General features: G+C 71.1%; 29 protein-coding genes and 2 pseudogenes. 15 read left to right on the top strand and 16 right to left on the bottom strand.

Annotation, left to right across the window (positions count from 1 at the left end; translation table 11 throughout):
• The 3 genes from DJ74_RS06045 to DJ74_RS06035 all read right to left on the bottom strand — a co-directional run bounded on the left by DJ74_RS06045 (position 1) and on the right by DJ74_RS06035 (position 2203).
• On the bottom strand, positions 1-843 hold the full coding sequence (locus DJ74_RS06045) for a sulfite exporter TauE/SafE family protein (RefSeq protein ID WP_094525347.1): 843 nt from the start codon (positions 841-843) through the stop codon (positions 1-3).
• A gap of 88 nt (positions 844-931) precedes the next feature.
• Positions 932-1360, bottom strand: coding sequence for a plastocyanin/azurin family copper-binding protein (locus DJ74_RS06040; RefSeq protein ID WP_094525348.1), 429 nt, complete (start codon positions 1358-1360; stop codon positions 932-934).
• A 111-nt stretch (positions 1361-1471) separates the two neighbouring features.
• Positions 1472-2203, bottom strand: coding sequence for a helix-turn-helix domain-containing protein (locus DJ74_RS06035; RefSeq protein WP_094526661.1), 732 nt, complete (start codon positions 2201-2203; stop codon positions 1472-1474).
• A 136-nt stretch (positions 2204-2339) separates the two neighbouring features.
• Between DJ74_RS06035 and DJ74_RS06030 the strand changes: the two genes are divergently transcribed.
• The 5 genes from DJ74_RS06030 (at position 2340) to DJ74_RS06010 (ending at position 7518) form a co-directional block, all read left to right on the top strand.
• Positions 2340-3863: an NAD(P)/FAD-dependent oxidoreductase gene (locus tag DJ74_RS06030; protein ID WP_094526660.1), complete on the top strand. Its 1524-nt coding sequence runs from the start codon at positions 2340-2342 to the stop codon at positions 3861-3863.
• Positions 3864-4064: 201 nt separating this feature from the next.
• Complete coding sequence (locus tag DJ74_RS06025) at positions 4065-4862, top strand: bacteriorhodopsin (protein ID WP_094526709.1); 798 nt, start codon at positions 4065-4067, stop codon at positions 4860-4862.
• Positions 4863-4980: 118 nt separating this feature from the next.
• The gene (gene pth2 / locus DJ74_RS06020; RefSeq protein ID WP_094525351.1) at positions 4981-5319 is read left to right on the top strand and encodes a peptidyl-tRNA hydrolase Pth2; all 339 of its coding nucleotides are present in this window, start codon (positions 4981-4983) and stop codon (positions 5317-5319) included.
• Entirely contained in the window at positions 5320-6840 is a 1521-nt protein-coding gene (truD, locus tag DJ74_RS06015) for a tRNA pseudouridine(13) synthase TruD (protein ID WP_094526659.1), read from the top strand. It begins immediately after the preceding gene.
• A gap of 123 nt (positions 6841-6963) precedes the next feature.
• Positions 6964-7518 (top strand): GMP synthase subunit A, encoded by a 555-nt coding sequence (locus DJ74_RS06010; protein ID WP_094526658.1) that lies wholly within the window; start codon positions 6964-6966, stop codon positions 7516-7518.
• A 25-nt stretch (positions 7519-7543) separates the two neighbouring features.
• Here the strand turns inward: DJ74_RS06010 and DJ74_RS06005 are convergent, their stop codons facing one another.
• From DJ74_RS06005 to DJ74_RS05975, 7 genes are all read right to left on the bottom strand, one after another.
• Positions 7544-7969 carry a universal stress protein gene (locus tag DJ74_RS06005; protein ID WP_094525354.1) on the bottom strand — a complete coding sequence of 142 codons (426 nt, stop codon included), beginning with the start codon at positions 7967-7969 and terminating at the stop codon, positions 7544-7546.
• Between the two features lie 24 nt (positions 7970-7993).
• Positions 7994-8191 (bottom strand): HVO_0649 family zinc finger protein, encoded by a 198-nt coding sequence (locus tag DJ74_RS06000; RefSeq protein WP_094525355.1) that lies wholly within the window; start codon positions 8189-8191, stop codon positions 7994-7996.
• A gap of 210 nt (positions 8192-8401) precedes the next feature.
• Positions 8402-8644 carry a DUF3194 domain-containing protein gene (locus DJ74_RS05995; protein ID WP_094525356.1) on the bottom strand — a complete coding sequence of 81 codons (243 nt, stop codon included), beginning with the start codon at positions 8642-8644 and terminating at the stop codon, positions 8402-8404.
• 7 nt (positions 8645-8651) lie between these two features.
• A complete protein-coding gene (locus tag DJ74_RS05990; RefSeq protein ID WP_094525412.1) occupies positions 8652-9038 on the bottom strand; it encodes a prefoldin subunit beta in 387 nt (128 codons plus the stop codon).
• A 128-nt stretch (positions 9039-9166) separates the two neighbouring features.
• Positions 9167-9430, bottom strand: coding sequence for a KEOPS complex subunit Pcc1 (locus DJ74_RS05985; RefSeq protein ID WP_094525357.1), 264 nt, complete (start codon positions 9428-9430; stop codon positions 9167-9169).
• Positions 9431-9450: 20 nt separating this feature from the next.
• A complete protein-coding gene (locus DJ74_RS05980) occupies positions 9451-9585 on the bottom strand; it encodes a DNA-directed RNA polymerase subunit P (protein WP_004049526.1) in 135 nt (44 codons plus the stop codon).
• 3 nt (positions 9586-9588) lie between these two features.
• Positions 9589-9855: a 50S ribosomal protein L37ae gene (locus DJ74_RS05975; protein ID WP_086220860.1), complete on the bottom strand. Its 267-nt coding sequence runs from the start codon at positions 9853-9855 to the stop codon at positions 9589-9591.
• 482 nt (positions 9856-10337) lie between these two features.
• Between DJ74_RS05975 and DJ74_RS05970 the strand changes: the two genes are divergently transcribed.
• The 10 genes and pseudogenes from DJ74_RS05970 (at position 10338) to metG (ending at position 20045) form a co-directional block, all read left to right on the top strand.
• The gene (locus tag DJ74_RS05970; RefSeq protein ID WP_094525358.1) at positions 10338-11273 is read left to right on the top strand and encodes a thiazole biosynthesis protein; all 936 of its coding nucleotides are present in this window, start codon (positions 10338-10340) and stop codon (positions 11271-11273) included.
• A 105-nt stretch (positions 11274-11378) separates the two neighbouring features.
• Positions 11379-11867 (top strand): metal-dependent hydrolase, encoded by a 489-nt coding sequence (locus DJ74_RS05965; RefSeq protein ID WP_094526657.1) that lies wholly within the window; start codon positions 11379-11381, stop codon positions 11865-11867.
• A gap of 103 nt (positions 11868-11970) precedes the next feature.
• A pseudogene (locus DJ74_RS05960) lies at positions 11971-13559 on the top strand (pyruvate kinase).
• Positions 13560-13621: 62 nt separating this feature from the next.
• Positions 13622-13867 (top strand): hypothetical protein, encoded by a 246-nt coding sequence (locus DJ74_RS05955; protein WP_094525361.1) that lies wholly within the window; start codon positions 13622-13624, stop codon positions 13865-13867.
• Between the two features lie 124 nt (positions 13868-13991).
• Entirely contained in the window at positions 13992-14648 is a 657-nt protein-coding gene (locus DJ74_RS05950; protein WP_094526656.1) for an NfeD family protein, read from the top strand.
• Between the two features lie 66 nt (positions 14649-14714).
• Positions 14715-15461, top strand: a complete 747-nt coding sequence (locus DJ74_RS05945) for a Yip1 family protein (RefSeq protein ID WP_094526655.1) — start codon at positions 14715-14717, stop codon at positions 15459-15461.
• Between the two features lie 144 nt (positions 15462-15605).
• The gene (dcd, locus tag DJ74_RS05940; protein ID WP_094525364.1) at positions 15606-16256 is read left to right on the top strand and encodes a dCTP deaminase; all 651 of its coding nucleotides are present in this window, start codon (positions 15606-15608) and stop codon (positions 16254-16256) included.
• Positions 16253-17167: a thiamine-phosphate synthase family protein gene (locus DJ74_RS05935; RefSeq protein WP_094526654.1), complete on the top strand. Its 915-nt coding sequence runs from the start codon at positions 16253-16255 to the stop codon at positions 17165-17167. Before dcd ends, DJ74_RS05935 begins: the two co-directional genes overlap by 4 nt.
• Before the next feature lie 80 nt (positions 17168-17247).
• Entirely contained in the window at positions 17248-17700 is a 453-nt protein-coding gene (locus tag DJ74_RS05930) for a pyridoxamine 5'-phosphate oxidase family protein (RefSeq protein ID WP_094525366.1), read from the top strand.
• Positions 17701-17855: 155 nt separating this feature from the next.
• Complete coding sequence (gene metG, locus DJ74_RS05925) at positions 17856-20045, top strand: methionine--tRNA ligase (RefSeq protein WP_094526653.1); 2190 nt, start codon at positions 17856-17858, stop codon at positions 20043-20045.
• 25 nt (positions 20046-20070) lie between these two features.
• Here the strand turns inward: metG and DJ74_RS05920 are convergent, their stop codons facing one another.
• From DJ74_RS05920 to DJ74_RS05895, 6 genes and pseudogenes are all read right to left on the bottom strand, one after another.
• On the bottom strand, positions 20071-20502 hold the full coding sequence (locus tag DJ74_RS05920) for a VOC family protein (protein ID WP_094526652.1): 432 nt from the start codon (positions 20500-20502) through the stop codon (positions 20071-20073).
• Positions 20503-20584: 82 nt separating this feature from the next.
• Positions 20585-21634 (bottom strand): presenilin family intramembrane aspartyl protease PSH, encoded by a 1050-nt coding sequence (locus DJ74_RS05915; RefSeq protein ID WP_094526651.1) that lies wholly within the window; start codon positions 21632-21634, stop codon positions 20585-20587.
• Positions 21635-22339: 705 nt separating this feature from the next.
• Positions 22340-23042 (bottom strand): annotated as a pseudogene (locus DJ74_RS05910) (nitrilase-related carbon-nitrogen hydrolase).
• On the bottom strand, positions 23039-23467 hold the full coding sequence (locus DJ74_RS05905; protein WP_094525370.1) for a CoxG family protein: 429 nt from the start codon (positions 23465-23467) through the stop codon (positions 23039-23041). Before DJ74_RS05905 ends, DJ74_RS05910 begins: the two are co-directional and overlap by 4 nt.
• 147 nt (positions 23468-23614) lie before the next feature.
• On the bottom strand, positions 23615-23842 hold the full coding sequence (locus tag DJ74_RS05900) for a hypothetical protein (protein WP_094525371.1): 228 nt from the start codon (positions 23840-23842) through the stop codon (positions 23615-23617).
• 52 nt (positions 23843-23894) lie between these two features.
• Complete coding sequence (locus tag DJ74_RS05895; RefSeq protein WP_094525372.1) at positions 23895-24077, bottom strand: hypothetical protein; 183 nt, start codon at positions 24075-24077, stop codon at positions 23895-23897.
• Positions 24078-24110: the final 33 nt, after the last annotated feature.

The following is a 24110-nucleotide window of genomic DNA, read 5'->3' as shown; positions in this document are numbered from 1 at the left end:
TCACATCCCCCCCATCGTCCCGGCGTCGAGCGGGTTCCAGAACGGGAGCCGCGGGTGCGGCACGGAGATCCCGACCGACATCAGCCCGTGCGCGAACAGGACGTAGCCGAGCGCGACGAAGGCGACGCCGAGCAGCCGGTGGATCCGGCGCCGGTGGACGGCGTCGACGCTCTCGATCACGGTGCCGTAGAGGAAGACGGCGGGCATCGTCCCGATCCCGAGCGCCGCGAGCGCGATTCCACCGCTGACCGCCGAGCCGCTGGCGAACGCGTAGAGGTACGCCGGGTAGAGGATCGGGCAGGGGAGGAGGCCGTGGACCGCGCCGAGCCCGACGATGCCGGGGCCGTTCGCGAGCCGGTCGACGTGGCCGGTGAGCCAGCCGGTGACTCGTTCGAGTCCCGGGAGGTGGATCCCCCCGGTCGCGCCGCCGAGCGCGTACCGAACGCCGACGAGTATCACGGCCGCGCCGACGCCGAGGCCGACGACGCCCCGGACGAGCTCCGCCGCGCCGGTCAGCGTCGCCGTCGTGACGAGGACGACCCCGCCGAGCGCGCCGAGCGCCGCGCCGATGGTCGCGTAGCTCGCCGCGCGGCCGAGGTTGAACAGCGCGTGCTGGCGGACCTCGTAGGTCGTGAGGTGGCTCCCGCGACCGTCGGAGGCCGCGGACGCGGCGGCCCCGCCGCTCGCCGCGCCCCCGCCGTCGGTCCGGCCGTCCCCCTCGCGCATCCGGCCGGCGTACACCGTCACGAGCGGGCCGCACATGCCGATGCAGTGGGCGCCGCCGAGCAGCCCGATGGCCAGGAACAGCAGGACGTCGGTCCCCAGAAGCGTCGAGATGTCCATGGGCGTGTGTTACCGCGTCTTGGCGTCGCGGGCGGTAATGGGTTTCGTCGGGGACGAGACCGACGGTCCGCGACGGCTGCGGCGCACGTCACTCCTCCGCGAAGACGGTCGCGTACATCCCCCCGGTCTCGTGCGGGATGCAGACGTAGTCGTAGCGCCCGGCGACCTCGAAGGTGTGCGAGAAGCGGTCGCCGTTCTCCAGTCCGCCGCCGAAGTCGGACGCCCACGCCTCGCGGGCGGTCTCCTCGTCCTCGTAGCCGCCGGAGGCGAAGTACTCCGCCGCGTCGGGGATCGCCGCCTCGTAGGCGGTCACCGTGTGCGCCCGCGAGCTCGTGTTCTCCCAGACGACCGTGTCCCCGACGGACACGGTCAGCTCGGCGGGGCGGTACCCGGACGCGACCATCCCGACGTCGTAGTCCGGCTCGCCGCCGACGCCGGCGCAGCCGGCGAGGGACGCGGTCGCCCCGGTGCCGACGCCGGCCGCCCCGATCCGCCGGAGGAACCGTCTGCGATGCATACCCGTCCTCGGGGTTTCAGTCGTTTCAATATCGCGGTTCGCCCCACCGCGTGGGAACCGTCGCGGGCCTCGGGAAGCGGCGGACCGCTCCGTCCGACGGCTCGGCCCCCGTCACGGGTCCACGAGCTCGTCGAACACCCGCCGCTGCGCGGCCGCGAGGTGCTCGGCGAACGTCGACCGGGCGATCCCCACGGCCGCCGCGACCGCCTCCGCGTCGGCCTCGCGCGGGTACTCGAAGTACCCGAGCCGGTGGGCGGTCCGGACGACCTCGCGCTGTCGGTCGGTGAGCCGGTCCCGATCGACGACGACCGGGTCGCAGTCGCCCGACGCGCCGGACCGGGTGAGCCGTTCGAGCGTGACCGACGCCCCCGTGGCCTCGACGGTCTCGACGATGTCGCCGATCGGGTCGCCGGTGGGCAACGAGAGCGTGAGCAGGATCCGGTCGGGGTCCGTCCGGACCGTGACGTCGGAGACCGGGTGGCCGAGCGACTCGATCGACCGGCAGGGGTACGGCTCCGTCGGAGGGCTCCGGATCCGGTAGACGTACTCGCCGTCGGCCGCGAACACGGGATCCGCGTCGATCGGCCGCTCTGTGCGGAACTCCGAGACGACGGCGTCGTCGAGGCGGACGCGTTCCACGCCGGTGGCGACCGTCCCGTCGGGGAGCGCCTCGGCGACCGGCGCGTGCGGCGGGTCCCGGACGGCGAGGCGAGCGCGGACGCCCCGCGACCCGCCGGCGGGCTCGTCGGGTATCGGGCCGTCGCGGTCGTCGTCGGGGGGATCGTCGGCGTGGGGGTCGGTCGAACCGTCGGCGGACGACGAGCGACGTGACCCCCGCGACATGTTCGAATTAAGCCGACGGACCGGTAAAAGAACGGTCCCGAACGAGTACGTCCGTCGACCGAGCCGCGCGTGGAATTTATAAAACCCCGTCGTGGGACGGACACGACTCTCCCGGCCGGAAACCGTTCTATCGACGATGACAGCGCGCGGGCTCGACGGGGTCTCGATCGGTATCGTGGGCGGCGGCGTCGGCGGGCTCTCGGCGGCCGCGCACCTCGCCGACGCCGGGGCCGAGGTGACGCTCTACGAGCGCCGCGAGCGCGTGGGCGGGGTGGCCGGCCGGCTGGAACGCGACGGGTTCCGGTTCGACACCGGTCCCTCGTGGTACCTCATGCCGGACGTGTTCGAACGCTTCTTCGAGCGATTCGGCCGCGATCCGGAGGACTTCTACGAGCTGGAGCGGCTCGACCCGCACTACCGCGTGTTCTGGGACGACGGGGACCGGGTCGACGTCCCCGCGGACCCGGACGCGGCCGCGGCGCTGTTCGACTCGTACGAGGCCGGCGCGGGCGACGCGTTTCGCCGGTACCTCGACGACGCCGAGACGGCCTACGAGGTCGGGATGGACAGCTTCGTGCGGCCGGGGCGGTCGCGGTTCCGCGACTACCTCTCGACCGACGTCCTCGCCGGCGGCCGCAAGCTCAACCTGTTCGACACGCTCGACGAACACGTCGCGTCGTACGTCGAGCACCCGAAGCTCCGCCAGCTGCTCCAGTACACCCTCGTCTTCCTCGGCGGGTCGCCGTACAACACCCCCGCCCTGTACCAGCTGATGAGCCACGTGGACTTCGGGCACGGCGTCTACTACCCGCTCGGCGGGATGTACGAGGTGATCGAGGCGATCGAGGCGGTCGCGACGGCGCAGGGCGCGGACGTCCACACGGGGGTCGGCGTCACCGGAATCGAGCCGGGGCCCGACGAGGTCGCCGTCGAGCTGGGCGGCGACCGCTACGTCCACGACCGGGTCGTCTGTAACGCGCCGCCCGAGCACGTCGAGCGCGAGCTGCTCCCCGAGGGCGCGGTGCCCCGTTTCGGCGACTACTGGGACCGGCGGACGTACGGCCCGAGCGCCTTCCTGCTCTACCTCGGCGTGGAGGGGTCCCTCGACTCGCTGGCGCACCACACATTGGCGCTGCCGACCGACTGGAAGCCCCACTTCGACGCCATCTTCGAGTCGCCCGCGTGGCCCGAGAACCCGACGATATACGTGAACGTGCCCTCGCGCACCGACCCGTCGGTCGCGCCGGAGGGCCACGAGACGGTCGTGACGCTCGTCCCGATCGCGCCAGGCTTGGACGACGGCCCCGACCGCCGGGCCGCGTTCCGCGAGCGCGTCCTCGACGCGGTCGCGTCGTACACCGGGACCGACCTCCGCGACCGGATCGTCGTCGAGGAGTCGGCGTCCGTCTCCGACTTCGCCGACCGGTTCGACCGACCGGGCGGGAGCGCGCTCGGGCTCGCGCACACGATGAGACAGACGGGACCGCTCCGCCCCGGCCCGCGGGTCCGGGGGGTCGACCGGCTCTACTACGTCGGCGGGAGCAGCAACCCCGGGATCGGCGTCCCGATGTGCCTGCTGAGCGGGGAGCACTGCGCCGACGCGGTCGCGGCGGACGTCGCCGGCGGTCCTTTCGACCGGATTCCGCTGATCGGGCGATGAACGGGAGACTTTGGATCGACCGTTCATTATCGGGCCGCAGAAGCTGAGGTTTTCGAACTATTCCGGCCGAGACCGGAATCCGTTGAGAAACCCTTACCTGTCAGGTTGGTCCATTTAATTGTCCCGCGACGTAAGGAGGTACGTCGCATGATCGAAACAGCAGCGGCCGACCTACTCGCGCAGGGAATCGTCCCGCTCGAAATGACTCAAACCGACGTGTTCCAAGCGATTCAGAGCGATCAGCTCCTGAGCGCGTCGCTCTGGATAAACATCGCCCTCGCGGGCCTGTCCATCCTCCTGTTCGTGTACATGGGCCGGAACGTGGAGGACCCCCGCGCTCAGCTGATCTTCGTCGCCACGCTGATGGTACCGCTGGTGTCGATATCGAGCTACACCGGACTCGTCTCCGGACTCACGGTCAGCTTCCTCGAGATGCCGGCCGGACACGCGCTGGCCGGTCAGGAGGTGCTCACTCCGTGGGGCCGGTATCTCACGTGGGCGCTGTCGACGCCGATGATCCTCATCGCGCTCGGCCTGCTCGCCGGCTCGAACATGACGAAGCTGTTCACGGCCGTCGTGGCCGACGTCGGGATGTGCGTCACCGGTCTCGCGGCCGCGCTGACCACGTCCTCATACATGCTACGCTGGGTCTGGTACGTCATCAGCTGCGCCTTCTTCGCCGTCGTCCTCTACATCCTGCTCGCCGAGTGGGCACGGGACGCAGAGGTCGCCGGCACCGCCGAGATCTTCAACACGCTGAAGGTGCTCACCGTGGTCCTGTGGCTCGGCTACCCGATCTTCTGGGCGCTCGGCGCCGAGGGGCTCGCGGTGCTCGACGTCGCGATCACCTCGTGGGCGTACAGCGGGATGGACATCATCGCGAAGTACCTCTTCGCGTTCCTCCTCCTGCGGTGGGTCGTCGACAACGAGAGCGCGGTCGCCAAGATGGCCTCGGGCCTCGGCTCCGCCTCCGGCGGCGCCTCGCCCGCCGACGACTGAGGCCGGCCGACCGCCCCGCGGTTCCACTCTTCCTTTTTGCCATCGCTCCGTCCAGCCGGTCGGCCGCCGGTCCGGCCGAGAGCAAAGCGCTAAACCCGCGGCGGCGGTGGAACGGGACATGAAGCAGGCCATCGTCGCCCGCACGGACATCGGCATGGGCGAGGGGAAGCTCGCCGCGCAGGTCGCGCACGCGTCGCTGTCGGCGTACCAGGACGCGGGGCGCCGCGCCCGCAAGAAGTGGCAGGGCGACGGACAGAAGAAGGTCGTGCTGAAGGGCGACTCCGAGAGCCAGCTGTTCGCGCTGGCCGACAAGGCGGAGACGGAGGGAATCCCGTACGCCATCGTCCGAGACGCGGGCCACACCCAACTGGAGCCGGGGACCGTCACCGCGCTCGCCGTCGGGCCCGCCCGCGACGACACCGTCGACCGCGTGACCGGCGACCTCTCGCTGTACTAGATGGCCTCCGAACGCGACCTCCGCGAGGCGCACCCGACCGAGCGCGCGGTCGGCATGGACTACTACGTCAGTGACGCCGACGGGATCGGCGGCCGGCTCCGGGAGTCTCCCGAGGACTTCCGCGTCCGCGAACTGGAGGCGTTCGAGCCGGAGCCGCTCGGCGTAGACCGCGGGAGCTACCCCGAACTTGTCGTCCGCGTCACGCTGCGCGACTGGGACACGAACGACTTCGCGCGCCGGATCTCCGACGCGCTCGGGATCAGCCGCGAGCGCGTCTCGTGGGCCGGCACGAAGGACAAGCGCGCGGTCACGACGCAGCTGTTCACGCTCCGCGAGGTCGACCCCGACGACCTCCCCGCGATCCGCGGCGCCGAGATCGAGGCGCTCGGTCGGGCCGGCCGGCGGCTCTCCTTCGGCGATCTGGCCGGCAACGCCTTCGAGATCCGGGTCGCCGACGCGGTGGGGGAGGCGCCCGGCCGCGTCGCCGACGCGGTGCGCGACCTCCGTGGGTTCGCGGGCGACGAGAGCGACTCGGCCGACGCCGCGAGCGCCGACGCCGACCTCGCGAGCGGCGCGACCGTCGGCGTCCCGAACTACTTCGGCCAACAGCGGTTCGGAAGCCGGCGGCCCGTCACCCACGTCGTGGGGCTCGCGATCGCCCGGAACGACCCGCGCGAGGCGGTCCGGCTGTACGCGGGTAACCCCGCCGAGACGGAGCCTGACGACACGCGGGCCGCGCGCGACCGCGTCGACGCGGCGTTCGGCGTGAACCCCGAGGTCGCCGGGGAGGGTATCGCGGGCGGGGCGGCCGCCGCCGACGTCGCCGACGCCGAGCGCTCCGCCGCCGACGGTACCGGCGACGGCGACTGGGGCGCCTGCCTCGACGCGATCCCGGGCAAGCTCCGGTTCGAGCGCTCGATGGTCCACCGGCTCGCCGACCGCGGCGTCGCCCCCGACGCGCCGCCAGACGACGAGGACTGGTGGCACGCGCTGGAGGCGGTGCCGTCGAACCTCCAGCGCCTGTTCGTCAACGCGGCCCAGTCGTTCCTCTTCAACCGGATCGCGAGCGAGCGGCTCCGGCGCGGCCTCCCGTTCGATCGCCCCGTCGCCGGCGACGTGGTCTGCTTCGCCGACGGCGACGCCCCCGACGAGCTGTACGCCCCCGATACAGACCGACTCCAGCGGGTCGACGCCGACCGCGTGTCGGTCGTCTCCCGGCACTGCGAGCGCGGCCGGGCGTTCGTGACGGCTCCGCTCGTCGGGACCGAGACCGAACTCGGCGACGGCGAGCCCGGCGAGATCGAGCGCGAGGTCCTCGCCGACGCCGGGATCGAGCCCGGCGACTTCGCGCTCCCCGGCGAGTTCGACTCCGCGGGCACGCGCCGGGCGCTCCTCCTGCGCACCGACCTCGACGTGGCGTTCTCGGACGGAGACCCCCGGTTCGCGTTCGCGCTCCCGAGCGGATCGTACGCGACCGTGCTGCTCCGGGAGTTCACGAAGAGCGGGCCGCTCGACCTCTGAGCGGGGCGCGGACCCTCGACCGATCCTCGTTCGTGCATTACCGAGGCGTCGAGAGCGTCGAAAACACCACGATACTGCGGCCCGTTCCGAGCCGTTTTTGTGCGGGAGCCGTCAATCGGGGCCATGACCCGGATCGTCGTCATCGACCTCCACGGCCAGTTCACGCACCTCGAGCGGCGGGCGCTCCGCGACATCGGCGTCGACACCGAGATCGTCTCGGCCGAGGAGCCGGCCGACGAGGTGGAGGCGGACGGGGTCGTCCTCTCCGGCGGCCCCGACATGGACCGCGTCGGCAACGCGCCGGACTACCTCGATCTGGACGTCCCCGTCTTCGGTATCTGCCTCGGGATGCAGCTGATCGCGGCCGAGCTCGACGGCGAGGTCGGCGGCGGCGACTACGGCGGCTACGCCGACGTCGACGTGGAGATCGTCGACGACGAGGACCCGCTCGTCGGGTCGCTCTCGCCCGACACCCGCGTGTGGGCCTCGCACGCCGACGAAGTGAAGTCGCTCCCGGAGGGGTTCGCCCGGACCGCCACCTCCGACGTCTGCGGCATCGAGGCGATGTCGAACCCGGAGGCCGACCTGTACGGCGTCCAGTGGCACCCGGAGGTCGCCCACACCGAGCGCGGCGACGAGGTGTTCGAGAACTTCGTTTCGATCTGCGAGTCGGCGTAGACGCTCCCCCCGTTTTCGGCCCCGCTCACTCTTCCACCCGCGCGGTCAGTACCGGCGCCTCGCTGTGTCGCACGACCCGCTCGGCGACCGACCCGGCCGCGATGAACCGGCCGACCCCGGTCCGACCGTGCGTCCCCATCACGATCAGGTCGGCCCCGTAGTCGTCCGCGGCGTCGAGGATCGCCTCGTGCGGCCGGCCGCGCCGGAGGTGCCTCTCGACCGGAACGCCGCGCTCCGCGCCGGCCGCGGCGACGGCGTCGAGCGCGCGCTCGCCGCGCTCCTCCTCGCGCTCGACGACCACGTCCCAGCGGTCGGCGCCGGCGATCGTCTCGTCGACCACGAACAGCGCGTGGATCCGCGCGCCGGCCAACTCGGCGATGCTGCCCGCGTGTTCGACGGCGTCATCGCTCCCGGGACTCCCGTCGGTCGCACAGAGGATCTCGTCGTACATCGCGGCCGAGTCTTCCCCCGCGGCTCAGAGCCGGTACCGGTGGACGTGTTCGGTCCCGCAGCTCGGGCACTCACGTCGGTACTCGACGGTCCCGCCGGTGGTGACCGCCTCCCACTCGCCCTCGTCGTCGACGAACCCGCACTCCTCGCAGGCGAGGGCGCTTCCGTCGAGCCGAGCACGGAGCCGATCGAACGCCGACGTGCCGCCGTAGCTCGATGACATGCGGTAACAGTTCACAATACTTCGATTAATAGCTGTCGGTGAGGGTCCCGTGGGGACCGCGCCGCTCCCGTGCGTCGCTCTCGGACCCGTGACGCGCGTCGAGGCCGCGACGGTCGGACCCGTCGTCGGGATAGTCGGACCCGTCGTCAGCGTAGTCGGACCCGTCGCCAGGCTCGTCGGACTCGTCGAAAAGCGGGAGGAAACGACCGCTTACTCCGCGAACAGCTCATCGACCGCCTCGCCGGCGGTCTCGGCCGCCTCGCGGGCGACCGCGTCGGGGTCGGGGTCCTCCGGGGCGTTCAGGTAGACGTCGACGTCGAGCACGCCCTCCTCGAACGTCACCGTGACGTCGAGGTCGGTCACCGCCGACTGGTCGTAGTGGGCGAAAATGACGCCCTCCGCGGCCTCGGCCGCGGTGCGGACCACTTCGTCGTCCGACGGCTCGTCGCTCATCGAACGCTTACGCGCCGCCCGCGCCCGGACCGCCCGGGCCCATCGGACCGCCGCCGCCGGCGCCGCCCTGAAGCATCTGCTGGAGCTCGCCCTGCAGGTCGTCGAACTGCTCCTCGACGCGCTCCTCCTGCTTCTGGAGCTGCTCGACGCGGACCTCGAGCGAGTCGACCTTGTTCTCGAGGTCGTCGTAGGCGGACTCGTAGTCCGTCTCGACGAGGACCTCGCCGATCTCGCGGTACATTCCGGCGTCCTCGTCGACGTCTTCGAGGGCGTCGAGCGCCGTCTTCGACTCGTTGAGCGCGGTCTGCGCCTGCTCCCTCTGCTCGGCGACCTGCTGTGCGGTCTCCTGCAGTTCCTGAAGCTCCTCGATCTTCTCCTGTGCCTCGGGCGGCATGTTCCCTTGCATAGGCGAAGCGAGGCGGTCCGGACGGAAAAACCCACGTCTTCGTCCCCATCGGCCGTACCGCCGGAGAGGGACCGTGAGCGGGCGGACAGCGGGGGATCTCCGAATCGGGTCGGCGGTTACCCGCGACCGGACGCGGCCTCGACCCGCTCCGCGACCTCGACGAGTCGGGACCAGCTGTTGATCCCGGCGCGGAGGGCGACGAGGTCGTCCGCGGCGACCCGGACCCGAACCGCGTCGCCGTCGCGGGAGACGGTCGCGGCCGAGCGCGCGTCGTCGATCTCGCCGACCTCGGGGGCGAGCGCGTCGGCGACGAGCCGTGCGCGCCGCTCGGAGGGGTAGGCGAACGAGAGGACCGCCTCGTGTGCGCGGGACGCCGTCACGGTCGGATCGGCCCGGACGGTTACTCGACGTTCACTTCCTTCACGTCGCCGCCGCGCTCCTTCAGGAGGACGCGGTGGCCGCAGTACGGGCAGCGCACGCCGCCGTACTCGTCGAGGGTGACGTCTCGCTTACAGCGGGAGCACTTGTAGCTCATTACCTATTCCTCGTCAGCGAGCGCGGCGCGGATGGAGCGGCGGACGGTGCGGCCGCCGGGCGTCTCGGGGCGGTACGCGCCGCCCGTGAACGTCTCGCCGGTCTCCTCGTTCACCCAGATGCCGGTGCCCTTGCGCGTGACGTCGTCGCCGTCGACGGTCGCGTTGCGCATCTCCTCTTCGATGTCCTGGACCCGCTTGCGGGAGACCCGGCCGTAGCGAGCGCCGAATCGGCCCGCACTACCGGTGCTTCGTGCCTTGTCCTCAGCCATAGTGAGTCCGTCTACCGCCAGCGCGGGTAAAAAGGCTACGAGTCGGGGGCGCCGCGGGGGACGGGCCGACCGAGCCAGAGACGCGGAGATATCGACGCTTCGACCCCGCTGCGGGCGCTCGATTCGCGAGTCTGACATCGGTAGTCAACTGAGACACTGAAGCGGCGGCGCGCCGCCGAGCGGTCGCCATCGGCGACCGCGAGGGGCCCGCGAGGGACGCGGTGAGCGCTCGGAGAGCGCGAACCGCGAGGCCGGGGAGGCGTGAGGCGTATCACGGTGCGGTCGGACGGGACTCAAAGGGGCTTTGGAGGCGTTCGGTTTCGATCCGTTGTCGACCACGTCTAGCCGAGTGGCCGGGGCTTCGGAGGCGTTCGCTGCCGTTCCAGCGGTTACTGTTTATAAGTAATCGACCGTATCGCCGGGTCCGTACTCCGCGCATCGACCGCAACGCCTTTCACAACTAAGTAATATCACTAAGTTGTATGCAAGGATTCGACGGCTTCAGCGACGTGAGCGAGACCGACGTGACGAAGGCGATCGGCAACGAGTGGACCGACGGCTTCCTCGAGTTCACCGACTCCGAGGTCATCGTCCTCGGCGGCGGTCCGTCCGGATTGATGGCGGCCAAGGAGCTGGCCGAGCGCGGCGTGAAGGTCATGATCGTCGAGAAGAACAACTACCTCGGCGGCGGCTTCTGGCTCGGCGGGTTCTTGATGAACACCGTCACCGTCCGGGACCCCGCCCAAGAGGTCCTCGACGACCTCGACGTCGACTACGAGCCGGTCGAGGACGTCGACGGCCTCTACACGGCGGCCGGCCCCGAGGCCTGTTCCGGGCTGATCAAGGCCGCCTGCGACGCCGGCGCGCGCGTCCAGAACATGACGGAGTTCACCGACCTCGTCGTCCGCGAGGACCACCGCGTCGGCGGGATCGTGATGAACTGGACGCCCGTCCACGCGCTCCCGCGCGAGATAACCTGCGTCGACCCCATCGCGGTCGAGTCCGACCTCGTGATCGACGCGACCGGCCACGACGCGGTCGCGATCAGCAAGCTCGACGAGCGCGGCGTCCTCTCGGCGCCCGGCATCGAGCACGCGAAGGAGCACAACACCGGGATGGACCAGACCGGCGACGGCGAGTACGGCGCCCCCGGCCACGACTCGCCCGGCCACGACTCCATGTGGGTCGGCGAGAGCGAGGACCGAGTCGTCGAGCACACCGGCGTCGTCCACGACGGACTGATCGCGACCGGGATGGCGGTCGCGACCGCTCACGGCCTCCCCCGGATGGGCCCGACGTTCGGCGCGATGCTCGTCTCCGGGAAGCGCGCCGCGCAGTCCGCGCTCGACGAACTCGGCGTCGACGGCCCCGACGTCCGTCTCTCCGCGGGCGACGCGCCCGCGCCGGCCGACGACTGAGGCGCGGTCCGAGACGCGAACACCTCCCCCCGCCAACGCTCAGCGCCCCGCTGACGGCGCTCCTCCCCCGACGGATTTATTGTCGGTATCCGCAGAGCGACACCCATGTACTGGCGGGGCCACGTCGGCATCGCGCTGCTCGCGTACGCGCCGGTCGCGGGGGCGGTCCGGGTCGCCGGCGAGCCCGGACTGGCGGTCCTCGGCGCGGCGGTCGCCGTCGCGTGCTCGACGCTCCCCGACCTCGACCACCGACTGCCGGTCGCGCACCGCGGCCCGACGCACACGGTCGCGTTCGCCGTCGCCGCGGGGGCGTTCGCGGCGCTCGCGGCCGGGGTCGCTCTCCCTGCGGGCGCGCCGACCGGGGTCGCCCTCCCGCCGTGGACCCCGGCCTTCGTCGGCGGCGTCGCGACCCTCTCGCTCTGTTCGCACGTCGCCGGCGACGCGATCACGCCGATGGGGATCCGGCCGTTTCGCCCCCTCTCGGCGTGGCACGTCACGCTCGACCTGACGCCGGCGGCGAACCCGCGAGCGAACCGGCTGTTCCTCGGGGTCGGCGCCGCCGCCCTCGCGCTGTCGGTCGGACTCACTCCCTGACCGAACGCGTGACCGCGTCCGACGCCCGACGAACGTCACGAACGTTCACTCGCTCCCGACTCAACCGTGTGCCTTTTTGCGGGCGTGCGCCGAACCCGGCGGTATGCGCAACGCAAAGATCGTCTGTACGATCGGTCCCGCGTCGGACGACCGGGACGCGATCCGCGCCCTCGCCGACGCGGGGATGTCCGTCGTCCGGCTGAACGCCAGCCACGGGACGACGGCCCACCGCGAGAAGGTCATCGAGCGGGCCCGCGCGGTCGACGACGCGATCGATGACCCGCTCGCGGTGATGGTCGACCTGAAGGGTCCGGAGGTCCGCACCGCGGAGCTCGACGAGCCGATCCGGCTCGCGACGGGCTCCGAGGTGACGTTCGCGGAGGGCGACGGCGCCACTCCCGAGCGCGTGGGGCTCACGCACTCCATCGCGGCCGCCGGCCCGGGCGACACGGTCCTCCTCGACGACGGCCGGATCGAGTGCCGCGTCGAGCGGGTCGACGGCGACGCCGTCGTCGCCACCGTCGTCTCCGGCGGGGAGCTCAGTTCGCGGAAGGGCGTCAACCTCCCCGGCGTCGCCATCGACGTCGACCTGATCACGCCCGAGGACGAGGACGAGCTCGACCTGGCCGTCCGGACGAACGCCGACTTCGTCGCGGCCTCCTTCGTGCGGAACGCCGCCGACGTCTACGAGATCGCCGACGAGCTCGAGGAGCGCGGCGGCGACGACATCCCGGTCGTCGCGAAGATCGAGCGGGCCGGCGCGGTCGAGAACCNNCGCGCCGGCCGACCCGCGCGGAGGCCTCGGACGTCGCCAACGCGGTCCTCGACGGCACCGACGCGGTGATGCTCTCGGGCGAGACCGCCATCGGCGACGACCCCGTCAACGTCGTGGAGACGATGGACCGCATCGTCCGCGAGGTCGAGTCCAGCGACGAGTACGCCGAGACGCGCGAGCAGCGCGTCCCGGCCGCCGCGGAGGGCTCGCGAACCGAGGCGCTGGCGCGCTCGGCCCGCTACCTCGCCCGCGACATCGGCGCGTCCACCGTCGTCGCGGTGTCGGAGTCCGGCTTCACGGCCCGTAAGACCGCGATGTTCCGGCCGGGCGTCCCCGTGGTCGCGACGACCCCGAACGACCGGGTCCGGCGACAGCTCGCGCTCTCGTGGGGGGTCCGACCCGTCCTGACCGGGTACGCCAGCGACATGGAGGCGATCCTCGACAACGCGGTCGACGCCGCGCTCGACACCGGCGGCGCCTCGTCCGGGGACACGCTCGTGGTGCTCTCCGGGATGCTGACCGAGTTCGAGGGGACGAACACGACGAACACGCTGAAGGTCCACGTCGCGGCCGAGACGCTGGTGACCGGGAAGGCGGCGGTCGCGGGCCGCGTCGCCGCGCCCGTCCACCGGACCGACGACGGCGACCTGAGCGAGGTTCCCGCGGGCTCCATCGTCGCGCTCGGCCCCGGCTTCGAGGGCGAGTTCTCGGGTGACCTCGACGCGCTCGTCGGGATCATCGACGCCCGCGAGGGGATGACCGGCTACCCCGCCGTCGTCGCCCGCGAGCTCGGCGTCCCGATGGTCGCCGGCGCGACGCTCCCCGAGAGCGTCGCCGACGGGAGCGTGGTCACGCTCGACGGCGAGCGCGGCGTCATCTACGACGGCGACGTGATCGCGGCGGCGCGCAATCGATAGCCGGCCTCCCTCGCCGACCCGTACCCGCCAGCCATTTATCACCGACGCGCCTATCACCGGGTATGTCCAGCGACGAGGACGCCGACGGCGACACGCGGAGCCGGGCGAACGAGGCCCGGGACACCGACGGCGCCGGCGAGCGCCAGTGGCGGTTCGCCGTCGACGACGTCGGCCCGGACGGCGTCACGGAGGACACCGGCACTCCCGAAGAGGAGCCGATCGAACCCGGACCCATCGACGTCGAGAACGCCGTGTTCGTCGCGCTCGGGGTCGCGATCACGGTCGGCGTGCTGGTGTTCGGGTTCTGAGGCACCTCGTCGACGGCGCGCGTCTTCCCCGGTTCTCAGCCGACGGCGCGCGTTCCCGCGTTTTCGCCGCTGACGGCCCGGCCCTCGTACTACCACTTATACCGCCGCGGCCGTACGTCCGGACATGGATCTGATCACGGGCGCCGGATCGCTCCTCCAGTCCGGACTGATCGGGCCGGACACGCTTCCCCTCCTGCTGTTGACGGCCGGCCTGCTGCTCTCTATGGCGGAGGCGCTCGCGCCGGGCGCGAACTTCATCGTCGTCGGTATCGCGCTGATCGGCGCGGGGCTTGGCGGGCTCCTGCTGACGTCGCTCGGTATCGCGGGCGCGGGCCTCACGCTCGTCATGGCGCTGCTGACGCTCCTCTTCGGCGCGGCCGCCTTCTACGGCTACCACGAGTTCGACCTGTACGGCGGGAAGGGCCAGCAACAGACCAGCGACAGCGACTCGCTGAAAGGGAAGACCGGCACCGTCACCGAGGCCGTGACGACCTCCGGCGGCGAGGTGAAGCTCTCCGGCGGCGGCTTCAACCCTTACTACTCCGCGCGCTCGATCGAGGGCACGATCGAGGAGGGCGAGGAGGTGATGGTCGTCGATCCCGGCGGCGGCAACGTCGTCACCGTCGAGTCGATGGGATACGTCGAGGACGACATCGACAAAGAGCTCGCGGCGGACCGCGCCCGGAAGGAGGCCGCCGAGGCCGCGGGCGGGGACGACTTGGAAGCGGAGACCGACGGGGAACGCGAGGCCGACGCCGAGACCGAGACCGAACGCGAGTGATCCCCCCGGGGCCGCTCGGGACTCGGGTGGACAAGACACTTGTCCGGCCTCGCGGATACCCCGGTTATGCCCTCCCCGATCGCCCCCCTCTCCCGAGCCGTCGGTTCGCTTCTCGACCGCTCCCGCCGCCACTTCGAGAGAGCCCGCTCGCGGTCCGGCGCGGTCGCGATCGGGCTCGTCCTGCTCGTCACCGTCTCGACGGTCGGCGGGATCGCCGCGCTCGGCGCGGCGTTCGACGCGACGATCGACCGGGAGGTCACCGTCGACAACCCAGACCGACCGCCGGAGGCGACCTGTGAGGCGTTCGGCGACGACGACTCGCTCGTCGGCGAGCGGTGCGACCGCCCGAAACGGGTCGACGTCGACGTCGGGGAGGAACTCCGGAGCGCGACCGGCGACTACGTCGCGTACGGCCTGTTCGGTGTGCCGATCTGGTGGGGGATCTTCGCGCTCGTCCTCCACGGCGGCGCGCGCCTCGCCGGCGGGAGCGGCTCCGTGGGCGACTCGTTCGTGATCGCGGCGTGGGCGATCCTCCCGGAAATCGTCCGACTCGGAGCCGGTGTCGCGGCGGTCTGGTACGCGCTTTCGACGGCGGCGGTCGACGGCGCCACGATCGAGGCGATAGCGAACGAGATCGTCGCCGCGATCGAGGCGATGCAGGCGCCCCTGCTCGCCGCTTCGGCGGTCGTGATCGCGGTCCAGTGGGTGATCGTCGTCGGGGGGTTGGAAGCGGCCCACGACCTCGACCGCGGGACTGCGGGTGCGGTCGCCGGTGCGTTCGCCGTGCTCGCGTTCCTTCTCGCGGCGGTGTGAGGGCCTGCCTCACCCTCGCGTCGCCGCACCTTCGCGGCGCCGCAGGCGTCCCGCGATCCCCGCGCACCGTGACCTCCGTGACCCCCCGCACCGCGAGCCGCCGCATTCGGGAGTTTTTAAGCCGAGCGGGCTCCGTCTCCCGACATGATCCTGTCGGACGCGGACATCCTCGACCGGCTCGCGGCGGGGGACCTCGTGGTCGAGCCGCTCGGCGACGTCGACCAGCAGGTCCAGCCCGCGAGCGTCGACCTACGGCTCGGCGAGCGATTCCTGGAGTTCCAGCGCACCAACATCCCCTGCATCCACCCGACCGAGGCCGACGAGGTCGGCGAGTACGTCACTGAGACCACCGTCGACGAGGGCGACGAGTTCATCCTCCACCCCGGGGACTTCGTGCTCGGCACGACGACCGAGCGCGTCGAGATCCCGGACGACCTCGTCGCGCACGTCGAGGGGCGCTCGTCGCTCGGGCGGCTCGCGATCGTCGTCCACGCCACCGCCGGCCTGTGCGACCCCGGTTATAAGGGGCAGATCACGCTCGAACTCTCGAACCTCGGCACCGCGCCCGTCGCGCTCTCGCCGGGGATGCGCGTCTCCCAGCTCACGTTCACCGAGCTGAAGTCGCCCGCCGACCGCCCGTACGGCGCGGAGCGCGGGTCGAAGTACCAAGACCAGGACGGCCCGCAGGCCTCCCGGATCGGCGACGACCCGGAGTTCGAGGGCGACGGGAGCGCAGCGGGGACCTCGACGAGCGCCGCCGAGGGCGACGACGGGGCGAGGGGGGACCGCTCATGAAGTTCATCGAGGAGGTCGTCGTCGACGAGTTCCTCCCGACGGTCCGCTCGATGCTGGCGGAGGACCTCCGCGACCGCGGCTTCACGCAGCGGGAGGTCGCCGACGCCTTGGGGATCTCCCAGTCCGCGGTCTCGAAGTACGCCCACGGCGAAGTGGCCCGCAACAACCGGATCGTCGCCGACGATCGGGTCCGCGATCTGGTCGATCGAATCGGCGAGGGGCTCGCCGACGGCGACCTGAGCCCCGTCGGCGCGCTCGTCGAAATCGAGGTGCTGATCCGGCGTCTGGAGGAGGGCGACCTCCTCGCGGACCTCCACGAGGAGGCGATGCCGGCGCTCGCCGACGCCGAGGTGGAGTTCTCGGTCCACGACCCGGACAGCGGGCTCCGCGAGCGCGAGCGGGTCCTCGGGTCGGTGCGGCGCGGGCTCCGCACCCTGACGAACGCCTCCGGCTTCGCCGCGCTCATTCCGAACGTCGGCGCCAACGTCGCCGAGTGCCTCGACGACGCCCGGACGATCGACGACGTCGCCGCGGTCCCCGGCCGCCTCGTCGACGTGAAGGGGCAGGCGATGGTCCCCGGCGAACCCGAGTTCGGCGTCAGCGAGCACGTCGCGACGGTCCTGCTCGCCGCCCGCGAGGCGGGGTCGACCGCCCGCGGCGCCGTGAACGTCCGGTACGACCCCGACACCGTCGCGGCGCTCGCCGCGTCGCACCCGACCGTCGAGTTCGACGCCGAACGCGAGACCAGCGAGGCGGTCGCCGGCGCGGTCGCCGCGGCCGACCTCCCGGCTGGCGACGACGCGGCGACGCTCGTCCTCTACCAGACCGGCGCGGTCGGCGTCGAGCCGATCGTGTACGTGATCGCCCCGACCGCGTCGGAGGCGGCCGCGGTCGTCCGCGGGATCGTGTAGGGGACGAGGCGGACCGACGCGGCCCGCTCTCACCGTGATCCGTGGCTGACATTCATTACCGCGCCCGTCCAACGTCAGGTATGACCGATCCCGACGCGGTTCGGATGGCGGACGACGAGCGCGACGAGTTCCTCGGGCGGTCGGGAACGGGAGTCCTCTCCCTGTCGACGGCCGCCGGCGATCCCCCGCACTCGGTCCCGGTGTCGTACGGATACGACCCCGTCGAGGAGGTGTTTTACTTCCGGCTCGCCGTCGGGGAAGAGAGCGGAAAGGCGAATCCGACCGACCGCGGAACCACGTTCGTCACCTACGGCGAGCGCGACGATCGGTGGAAGAGCGTGGTGGCGAGCGGTCGGCTGGTGTCGACCACCGACGAGTCGATCTCCACGGAGTCGCTCGCCGGGCTCGGACGGACGGACCAGATACCGATCGTCGACGTCTTCGGCGAGCCGGCGAGCCGGGTGGAGTTCGAGTTCTACCGGCTCGACCCGGACCGGCTCACCGCTCGCGCCGAACGGTCGATGGAACCCTGAGGGGCGTCCCCTCGGAACCGTCGCCGTGCCCGCGTGCGGAAGCCGTCTGAGCGATCGGCCGCGGCTTCCCCCCCGACCGAGCGACCCGCCTCGATTCCACCCGAAAATCAGCGGGCTTTAGGCCCGTATCCACGACAACTCGATACACCCACCACATGAGCCACGACGACTTCCCCACCGACGACCCGGCGGTGGTGACCTGTGGACTGCCGTACGCCAACGGCGACCTCCACATCGGCCACCTGCGCACCTACGTCGGCGGCGACGTGTACAGCCGCGCGCTCGAACGACTCGGCCAGGAGACCGCGTTCGTCTCCGGCTCGGACATGCACGGGACGCCCGTCGCGGTCAACGCCGAACAGGAGGGCGTCTCTCCCGAGGCGTTCGCGCTCGACTGGCACGACCGGTACGCCGCGACGTTCCCGAAGTTCAACGTCGAGTTCGACAACTACGGCCACACTCACGACGAGACGAACATCGCGGTCACCCAGGAGCTCGTCCGCGACCTGGAGGACGCCGGTCACGTCTACGAGAAGGAGATCATGGTCGCGTACGACCCCGTCGACGACCAGTACCTCCCCGACCGCTACGTCGAGGGGACCTGCCCGTACTGCGGCGCGCACGCCCGCGGCGACGAGTGCGACGAAGGGTGCCAGCGCCACCTCGAACCGGGCGAGGTCGAGGACCCCGTCTCCACCATCACCGGCAACCCCGCCGAGTACCGCGAGCGCACCCACAAGTTCTTCGAGGTCTCGGAGTTCTCCGACTACCTCTCCGGCTTCCTCGACCGACTCGAGGGGACGTCGAACGCCCGGAACCAGCCCCGCGAGTGGATCGAGCAGGGGCTCCAGGACTGGTGTATCACCCGCGACATGGACTGGGGGATCGATTACCCGGGCGGCGAGGCGACGGAGTCGCCTCGGGGAGGCGGTGAAACCGCCGACAACGACCTCGTCCTCTACGTCTGGGTGGACGCCCCCATCGAGTACATCTCCTCGACGAAGCAGTACTCGGAGCGCGTCGGCGCCGACGCCTTCGACTGGGAGGCGGCCTGGCTGGAGGGCGCGAGCGACGCCCACCCCGAGGGCGGCGAGATCGTTCACGTGATCGGCCGCGACATCATCCAGCACCACACGATATTCTGGCCCGCGATGCTGGAGGCGACGGGCCACGCCGAGCCGCGCGCGGTGATGGCGAGCGGCTTCGTCACCCTCGGCGGGAAGGGGTTCTCCACGAGCCGGGACCGCGCCGTCTGGGCCGACGAGTACCTCGACGAGGGGTTCCACCCCGACCCGCTGCGCTACTACCTCGCGACCAACGGCGGCTTCCAGCAGGACGTCGACTTCTCGTGGGAGAAGTTCCGCGACCGCGTCAACACCGAGCTGGTGGGGACGGTCGGCAACTTCCTCTACCGCTCCCTCCTCTTCGCCCACCGCAACTACGACGACGCGCCCATCGCGGACGCGACGAGCGACGAGGTGCGAGACCGGATCGAAGAGGCGATCGACGACGTCGAGGCCGCGGTCAACGACTACTCCGTGCGCGCGCTCGGCGACGCCGTCACCGACCTCGCGCGGTTCGGCAACGAGTACATTCAGCGGAGCGAGCCGTGGAACCTCGTCGACGAGGACCCGGACGAGGCCGCGCGGGTGATCCACGACTGCGTCGCGATCGCGAAGGCGATCGCCGTCCTCTTCGAGCCCATCGCCCCCGAGAAGTGCGAGCGCCTGTGGGCCCAGCTCGGCGAGGACGGCTCCGTCCACGAGGTCACCGTCGACGCGGCCCGCGAGGGGCCCGCCGGCGACCTCGCGGAGCCGACCGAGCTGTTCGAGCAGATCGAAGACGAGCGCGTCGAGGCGCTCAACGAGAAGCTGGAGTCGCGGGTCGCCGAGGCGGAGGCGGCCGACGGCGACGAGGGCGACGGCGACGAAGGCGACGGCGATGAGGACGGATCGGACGACGAAGCGGCGACCGACGAAGACGCGACCGACGACACCGACATGACCGACATCGAGCCCCTCAGCGACGACCGCATCGGCTTCGACGACTTCCAGGAACTGGACATCCGGATCGGCCGGATCGAGGACGCCGAGGGGATCGAGGGCGCCGACGACCTCCTGAAGCTGCGCGTCGACCTCGGCGCCGAGACCCGGACGATCGTCGCCGGACTGAAACAGCTCCACGACGTCGACGACCTGCCCGGGACGAAGGTCGTCGTGCTCGCCAACATGGAGAAGGCGGAGCTGTTCGGCGTCGAATCGAACGGGATGGTGCTCGCTGCCGGCGACGAGGCCGACCTCCTCACGACCTACGAGGACGCCGGGCCGGGCACGAAAGTCAAGTAAGAACCGGTCTCGCTTTTCTCCGTCCTCAGGCGTCGAGCACTTCGATCAGGTTCCCGTCGGGGTCGACGACGAACAGGATCGTGGTCCCGCTCTCGGTCGTTCGCGGCTCGCTGAGGGTTTCGACGTCGCCGTCGAGACCGCGGTAGAACCCCTCCACGTCGTCCACGGAGAGCCCGAGGTGGATCGCGCCCGGTCGGTTCAGTTCCGGATTGGGCGTCGGTTCGCCCGCCGGTTCGTACGCGACGAGTTCGACGACCGTCTCGTCGCCCGCCCCGCCGGCGACGAGGTGCGCGAAGTCGGCGGCCGCGCCGTCGACGGCGACGGCGTCCGCGAACGCCTCGCCGCCCACGGCGAACTCGGCGGCGACGTCCAGATCGAACGTCTCGGTGTAGAAGTCGACGGCGCGGTCGAGGTCGGCGACCGTGACGCCGACGTGGTGCGGAGTCGGATCGGACACGGCTCGAACGACGGCGACCGACGGAAAAACGGTGTCGACCGGCGGGCGCGCCGACCGCCTCGCGCGGTCCGACTGCGGGCGCTCAGAGGAACCCGGCGAGCCCCATCGCGTCCGCGAGCGGGACCCCGGCGACCACGGAGCCGATCAGGTAGCCGCCGATGGCGCCCCCGTTCAAAAGCGGGAGTCCGGCGTGCGGCCGGCCCTTTATCACCCAACTCATCAGCACGAGGAGCCCCGCGAGGCTCCCGACCATCGCGAGCAGCGCGGGGAGGTTGATCCCGATCAGCGGGACAGCGAGCCCGGCCGCGGGGGAGAACGTCGCCGCGCTCGCGACCAACACCGCCGGGATCACGGCGTCGCCGAGGCCGATGAAGAACGCGTCGCGCTCCTCGATCGGCGTGGGGTCCGAGACGTCGGCGCCGTCGTCGTCCGCGCGCTCGCCGCCTCGATCCATCTCGTTGTCCCCGTCACTCCCGTCGCCCCCGTCACTCTCGTCGACCCCGTCGTCCCCGGCGACGGTCGCGCCGTCGGGACCGTCCGCGTCTTCCGCCTCGTCGCCGCCGAGAAGCGAGTACGACAGCGACAGCGGGATGACGAGCACGACGGGGATGTTCAGCTCCATCACTCCCTCCGCGAGCGACAGCATGTGCTCGGTGCCGTACACCGAGACGGCGTCGTAGACAGCGAGGAAGGCGAGCAGGATCAGCGCGGGGAGCAGGCCGAACGAGATGCCGAACAGCCCGGCCGCGCCGGCGCCCATCAACACCCCGGCCGTGTCGATCACGTACCACTCGGGGTAGACGAGGAGCCCGACGCCGACCGCGACGGCCGGCACGGCCGCGGCGAGTGGAGACACCAGCGCGGAGAAGACGTACCAGGAGAGCCACGCCGAGACGCCGACGATGAGGAGTCGGATCGCGCCGTCGAAGTTGTACTTGAACGCGGCGAGCATCAGCCCCGTCATGACGAGGATCGCGAGAACGTACACGAGGCTGTTCGTCGGGTCGTCCGGGTTCTCGACCGCCTGGTACCCGCTCTCGGCGAACTCGGGGACCAGCGCCAGCGCGCCGAGCTGGACGACGAGGAACAGGCCGACGACGAAGGCGACGCCGCGGTACTCGCGGGGGAACATTCGACCGACGGTTCGGGATCGGGGGGTTTCGTCCTTGCGCTTCGGTCCGGCCGCGTTCCGCTTCCGGACGAGTGACGGTCTCGGCGGACGGATCGGGGCCGACCCGGTCGAGGCGGGTTCGAACCGCGTCCGTCGCGGGAGGCACCCGATGCCGCGAACGACGGTATCGACTATCAGGTGCCGAGAACGTCGGAACGATAACTTTCGCCGCGCGCCGCAGAACGGGTTCGGGTACGGTGTGGGAGCGGTCGGACCCGAACCCGAGGGCCGACGGACGACGGACGGTGGAAGCGAGTGTCCGGCCGTCCCGCCCGAAACTGGACGGGACAGCCGGTTTCGTCCGCGGCGTCTACGACCAGTCCGATTCGGAACAAGAAGCTACCGCTCGAATTATCGAGACCGATACTCGACGGGCCACAAATATCGTCCGGTGGCCAGTGAGAGGGAAGGCGGAACGGGAAGGCGGGACGCGGCGAACGGCGAAGGGTGGACGGGAGGCGGGCGGGCGGCAGCCGGACAGCGGACCCCCGGGCTGTCGTCGGCGTCGCCGCCCGAGTGGTCGGGACGGGCGCGCGTTGTTGTCGCCGAACTCCAACGAGAAAAGCGTCGGACTTCGGCGAATGCTCCTTAACGCTTCTCCGGTATAAACCAGACGGTCCGCGCTCGGCGGCCGCGGCTTCGGGACCGCCGCTCGGTGGTCGGCGGTCAGCGCCGGTCCCGCAGCGCGGGGAACTCCTCGCGCACCGCCGCCGCTCGCTCCGGATCGACCTCGGCCGTCACCGTGGCGGGCTCCTCTCCCGCGGACGCGAGCGTGGTCCCCCACGGGTCGTAGACGGCCGTCCGGCCACAGAGCGCGTCGCCGTCGAACGCGCCGCTTCCGTTGACGGCCGCGACGTACGCGAGGTTTCGATCGCCCGGGCCCGACCGAGCGTCCGCCAGTGCTCGACGCGCGGGTACGGCCACGCGCTCGGCACCAGCACGCACTCGACGCCGGCCTCGACCATGTCGCGGAACTGCTCCGGGAACCGGAGGTCGTAACACGTCGTGACGCCGACGCGGACGCCCTCTAAGTCGACGACCGGGACCCGTTCGCCGGGGACCATTCGATCGGTCTCCTCGGAGCCGTACCCGAACAGGTGGTGCTTCCGGTAGACGGGCCGGCGCTCCCCGTCGCGGTCGAAGAGCACGGCCGCGTTCGCGAGCCCCTCCGCCGCCTGGACGTCGACCCCGTCGGCCGCGGAGGCGGCCAGGTCCTCGACGACGGTCCCGGCGAGGACGTTGACGTCGGCGTCGGTCGCGACGGCCGCGAACCGGGACAGCCGGCCGCGCGGACTCGCTCGACCGCGTTCTCGACGTTGGCCGCGACGGCGCCGCCCTCGACGCCGAGCTGGACGCAGGCGATCCTCATTCGTTAGGGCCCATCGAGGCCCGCAGCGCGTCTTCGAGGTTGTCGAGCTCCGCGTCGAAGTTGCGCTCGAAGAACGACTCGACCCCCGGTAGTCGACCGTCGACGACGAACTCGTTCGCCAGCCGACAGCCGCCGTCGGTCTCGGTGATCGTGTGCTCGCCGGTCACGCGGAACGCCTTCGACTTGCCGACGAACTTCACTCGGTTCGGGGGGTCGCGCACGACTTCCTCGGTCTCGACGGAGATCGTCGACCGGATCATCGGGATCGGGAGCGCGACGTGCCACGTCGCGCGTCTCTCGTCGTGGACGTCGAAGGTGTCGACCACGCTGATCGCGCCGGCGCGCTTCTCGGCGTCCGAGATGAACGCCCACACGTCGTCCGCGGGCGCGTCGAACTCGAACGTCCGGGAGACTCGGACGGTCATACATTCCCGTTGGTGCTACGGGGGTTAAAAACACGCGAGTCCGGCAGCGGGGCCGAAGAGATTCGCCCCGGCCTCGACTGCGGAGGGGTCGATCAGATTCGCACCGGCCTCGATGGCGGAGGGACTCGTCGGACGCCCGAACCGCCCTCACCCTTGCGGCGTCACGCGCCACGTCGTCGACCGGGCCCGGCCCCACTTCTCGATGTCGACATCGTCGGATTTCTCGGCCAGTCGGGGGAGTCGCGAGCCGACCTGTTTGGCCGTGAGGCCGATGGCGTCGCCGATCGTCTTCGAGCGGACGTACCGCTCGCCACGGGTGACGCTGTCCGTGAGGTACGCGAGGATCCGCTGCTCTTCCTCGGTGTACTCGCTCATGGCGTGAACGTAGGCGTCAGACGTCCTTAACGGTTTCTCGTCGATCGGTCGCTCAGTCGAACAGCTGCACGGCGGCGACCGAACAGAGGGCGAAGACGAACGCCGCCGCGAACCCCCACGCGCGGCCCAGCTGCGACGGGTATCCGAACATCAGCGCCGTGCCAACGAGCGCGATGGCCCCCAACGCGAGCGCCACGCCGATCTCCATGTCAGACTCGATAGATCCCTCGCTCATACCCGTCGCTTCGCGGGCGGCTACTTAGTTCAT

It is taken from the genome of Halorubrum sp. Ea8, assembly GCF_002252925.1.
Classification (GTDB): Archaea; Halobacteriota; Halobacteria; order Halobacteriales; family Haloferacaceae; genus Halorubrum.
Note: the sequence above shows the minus strand (reverse complement) of the source record. Positions and strands in the feature narration are given on the sequence as shown.

Bases quoted from the DNA above. Each gene is read 5' to 3' on its own strand.
- DJ74_RS05935 (WP_094526654.1), top strand. From the start codon at position 16,253: ATGAAGTTCATCGAGGAGGTCGTCGTCGACGAGTTCCTCCCGACGGTC.
- DJ74_RS06030 (WP_094526660.1), top strand. From the start codon at position 2,340: ATGACAGCGCGCGGGCTCGACGGGGTCTCGATCGGTATCGTGGGCGGC.
- DJ74_RS05955 (WP_094525361.1), top strand. From the start codon at position 13,622: ATGTCCAGCGACGAGGACGCCGACGGCGACACGCGGAGCCGGGCGAAC.
- DJ74_RS06025 (WP_094526709.1), top strand. From the start codon at position 4,065: ATGACTCAAACCGACGTGTTCCAAGCGATTCAGAGCGATCAGCTCCTG.
- DJ74_RS06005 (WP_094525354.1), bottom strand. From the start codon at position 7,969: ATGTACGACGAGATCCTCTGTGCGACCGACGGGAGTCCCGGGAGCGAT.
- DJ74_RS06035 (WP_094526661.1), bottom strand. From the start codon at position 2,203: ATGTCGCGGGGGTCACGTCGCTCGTCGTCCGCCGACGGTTCGACCGAC.
- DJ74_RS05945 (WP_094526655.1), top strand. From the start codon at position 14,715: ATGCCCTCCCCGATCGCCCCCCTCTCCCGAGCCGTCGGTTCGCTTCTC.
- DJ74_RS06040 (WP_094525348.1), bottom strand. From the start codon at position 1,360: ATGCATCGCAGACGGTTCCTCCGGCGGATCGGGGCGGCCGGCGTCGGC.
- DJ74_RS05990 (WP_094525412.1), bottom strand. From the start codon at position 9,038: ATGCCGCCCGAGGCACAGGAGAAGATCGAGGAGCTTCAGGAACTGCAG.
- truD (WP_094526659.1), top strand. From the start codon at position 5,320: ATGGCCTCCGAACGCGACCTCCGCGAGGCGCACCCGACCGAGCGCGCG.
- DJ74_RS06000 (WP_094525355.1), bottom strand. From the start codon at position 8,191: ATGTCATCGAGCTACGGCGGCACGTCGGCGTTCGATCGGCTCCGTGCT.
- DJ74_RS05895 (WP_094525372.1), bottom strand. From the start codon at position 24,077: ATGAGCGAGGGATCTATCGAGTCTGACATGGAGATCGGCGTGGCGCTC.
- DJ74_RS05950 (WP_094526656.1), top strand. From the start codon at position 13,992: ATGGATCTGATCACGGGCGCCGGATCGCTCCTCCAGTCCGGACTGATC.
- DJ74_RS06010 (WP_094526658.1), top strand. From the start codon at position 6,964: ATGACCCGGATCGTCGTCATCGACCTCCACGGCCAGTTCACGCACCTC.
- DJ74_RS06045 (WP_094525347.1), bottom strand. From the start codon at position 843: ATGGACATCTCGACGCTTCTGGGGACCGACGTCCTGCTGTTCCTGGCC.
- DJ74_RS05915 (WP_094526651.1), bottom strand. From the start codon at position 21,634: ATGTTCCCCCGCGAGTACCGCGGCGTCGCCTTCGTCGTCGGCCTGTTC.
- DJ74_RS05930 (WP_094525366.1), top strand. From the start codon at position 17,248: ATGACCGATCCCGACGCGGTTCGGATGGCGGACGACGAGCGCGACGAG.
- DJ74_RS05970 (WP_094525358.1), top strand. From the start codon at position 10,338: ATGCAAGGATTCGACGGCTTCAGCGACGTGAGCGAGACCGACGTGACG.
- pth2 (WP_094525351.1), top strand. From the start codon at position 4,981: ATGAAGCAGGCCATCGTCGCCCGCACGGACATCGGCATGGGCGAGGGG.
- DJ74_RS05995 (WP_094525356.1), bottom strand. From the start codon at position 8,644: ATGAGCGACGAGCCGTCGGACGACGAAGTGGTCCGCACCGCGGCCGAG.
- DJ74_RS05980 (WP_004049526.1), bottom strand. From the start codon at position 9,585: ATGAGCTACAAGTGCTCCCGCTGTAAGCGAGACGTCACCCTCGACGAG.
- DJ74_RS05975 (WP_086220860.1), bottom strand. From the start codon at position 9,855: ATGGCTGAGGACAAGGCACGAAGCACCGGTAGTGCGGGCCGATTCGGC.
- metG (WP_094526653.1), top strand. From the start codon at position 17,856: ATGAGCCACGACGACTTCCCCACCGACGACCCGGCGGTGGTGACCTGT.
- DJ74_RS05905 (WP_094525370.1), bottom strand. From the start codon at position 23,467: ATGACCGTCCGAGTCTCCCGGACGTTCGAGTTCGACGCGCCCGCGGAC.
- DJ74_RS05965 (WP_094526657.1), top strand. From the start codon at position 11,379: ATGTACTGGCGGGGCCACGTCGGCATCGCGCTGCTCGCGTACGCGCCG.
- dcd (WP_094525364.1), top strand. From the start codon at position 15,606: ATGATCCTGTCGGACGCGGACATCCTCGACCGGCTCGCGGCGGGGGAC.
- DJ74_RS05900 (WP_094525371.1), bottom strand. From the start codon at position 23,842: ATGAGCGAGTACACCGAGGAAGAGCAGCGGATCCTCGCGTACCTCACG.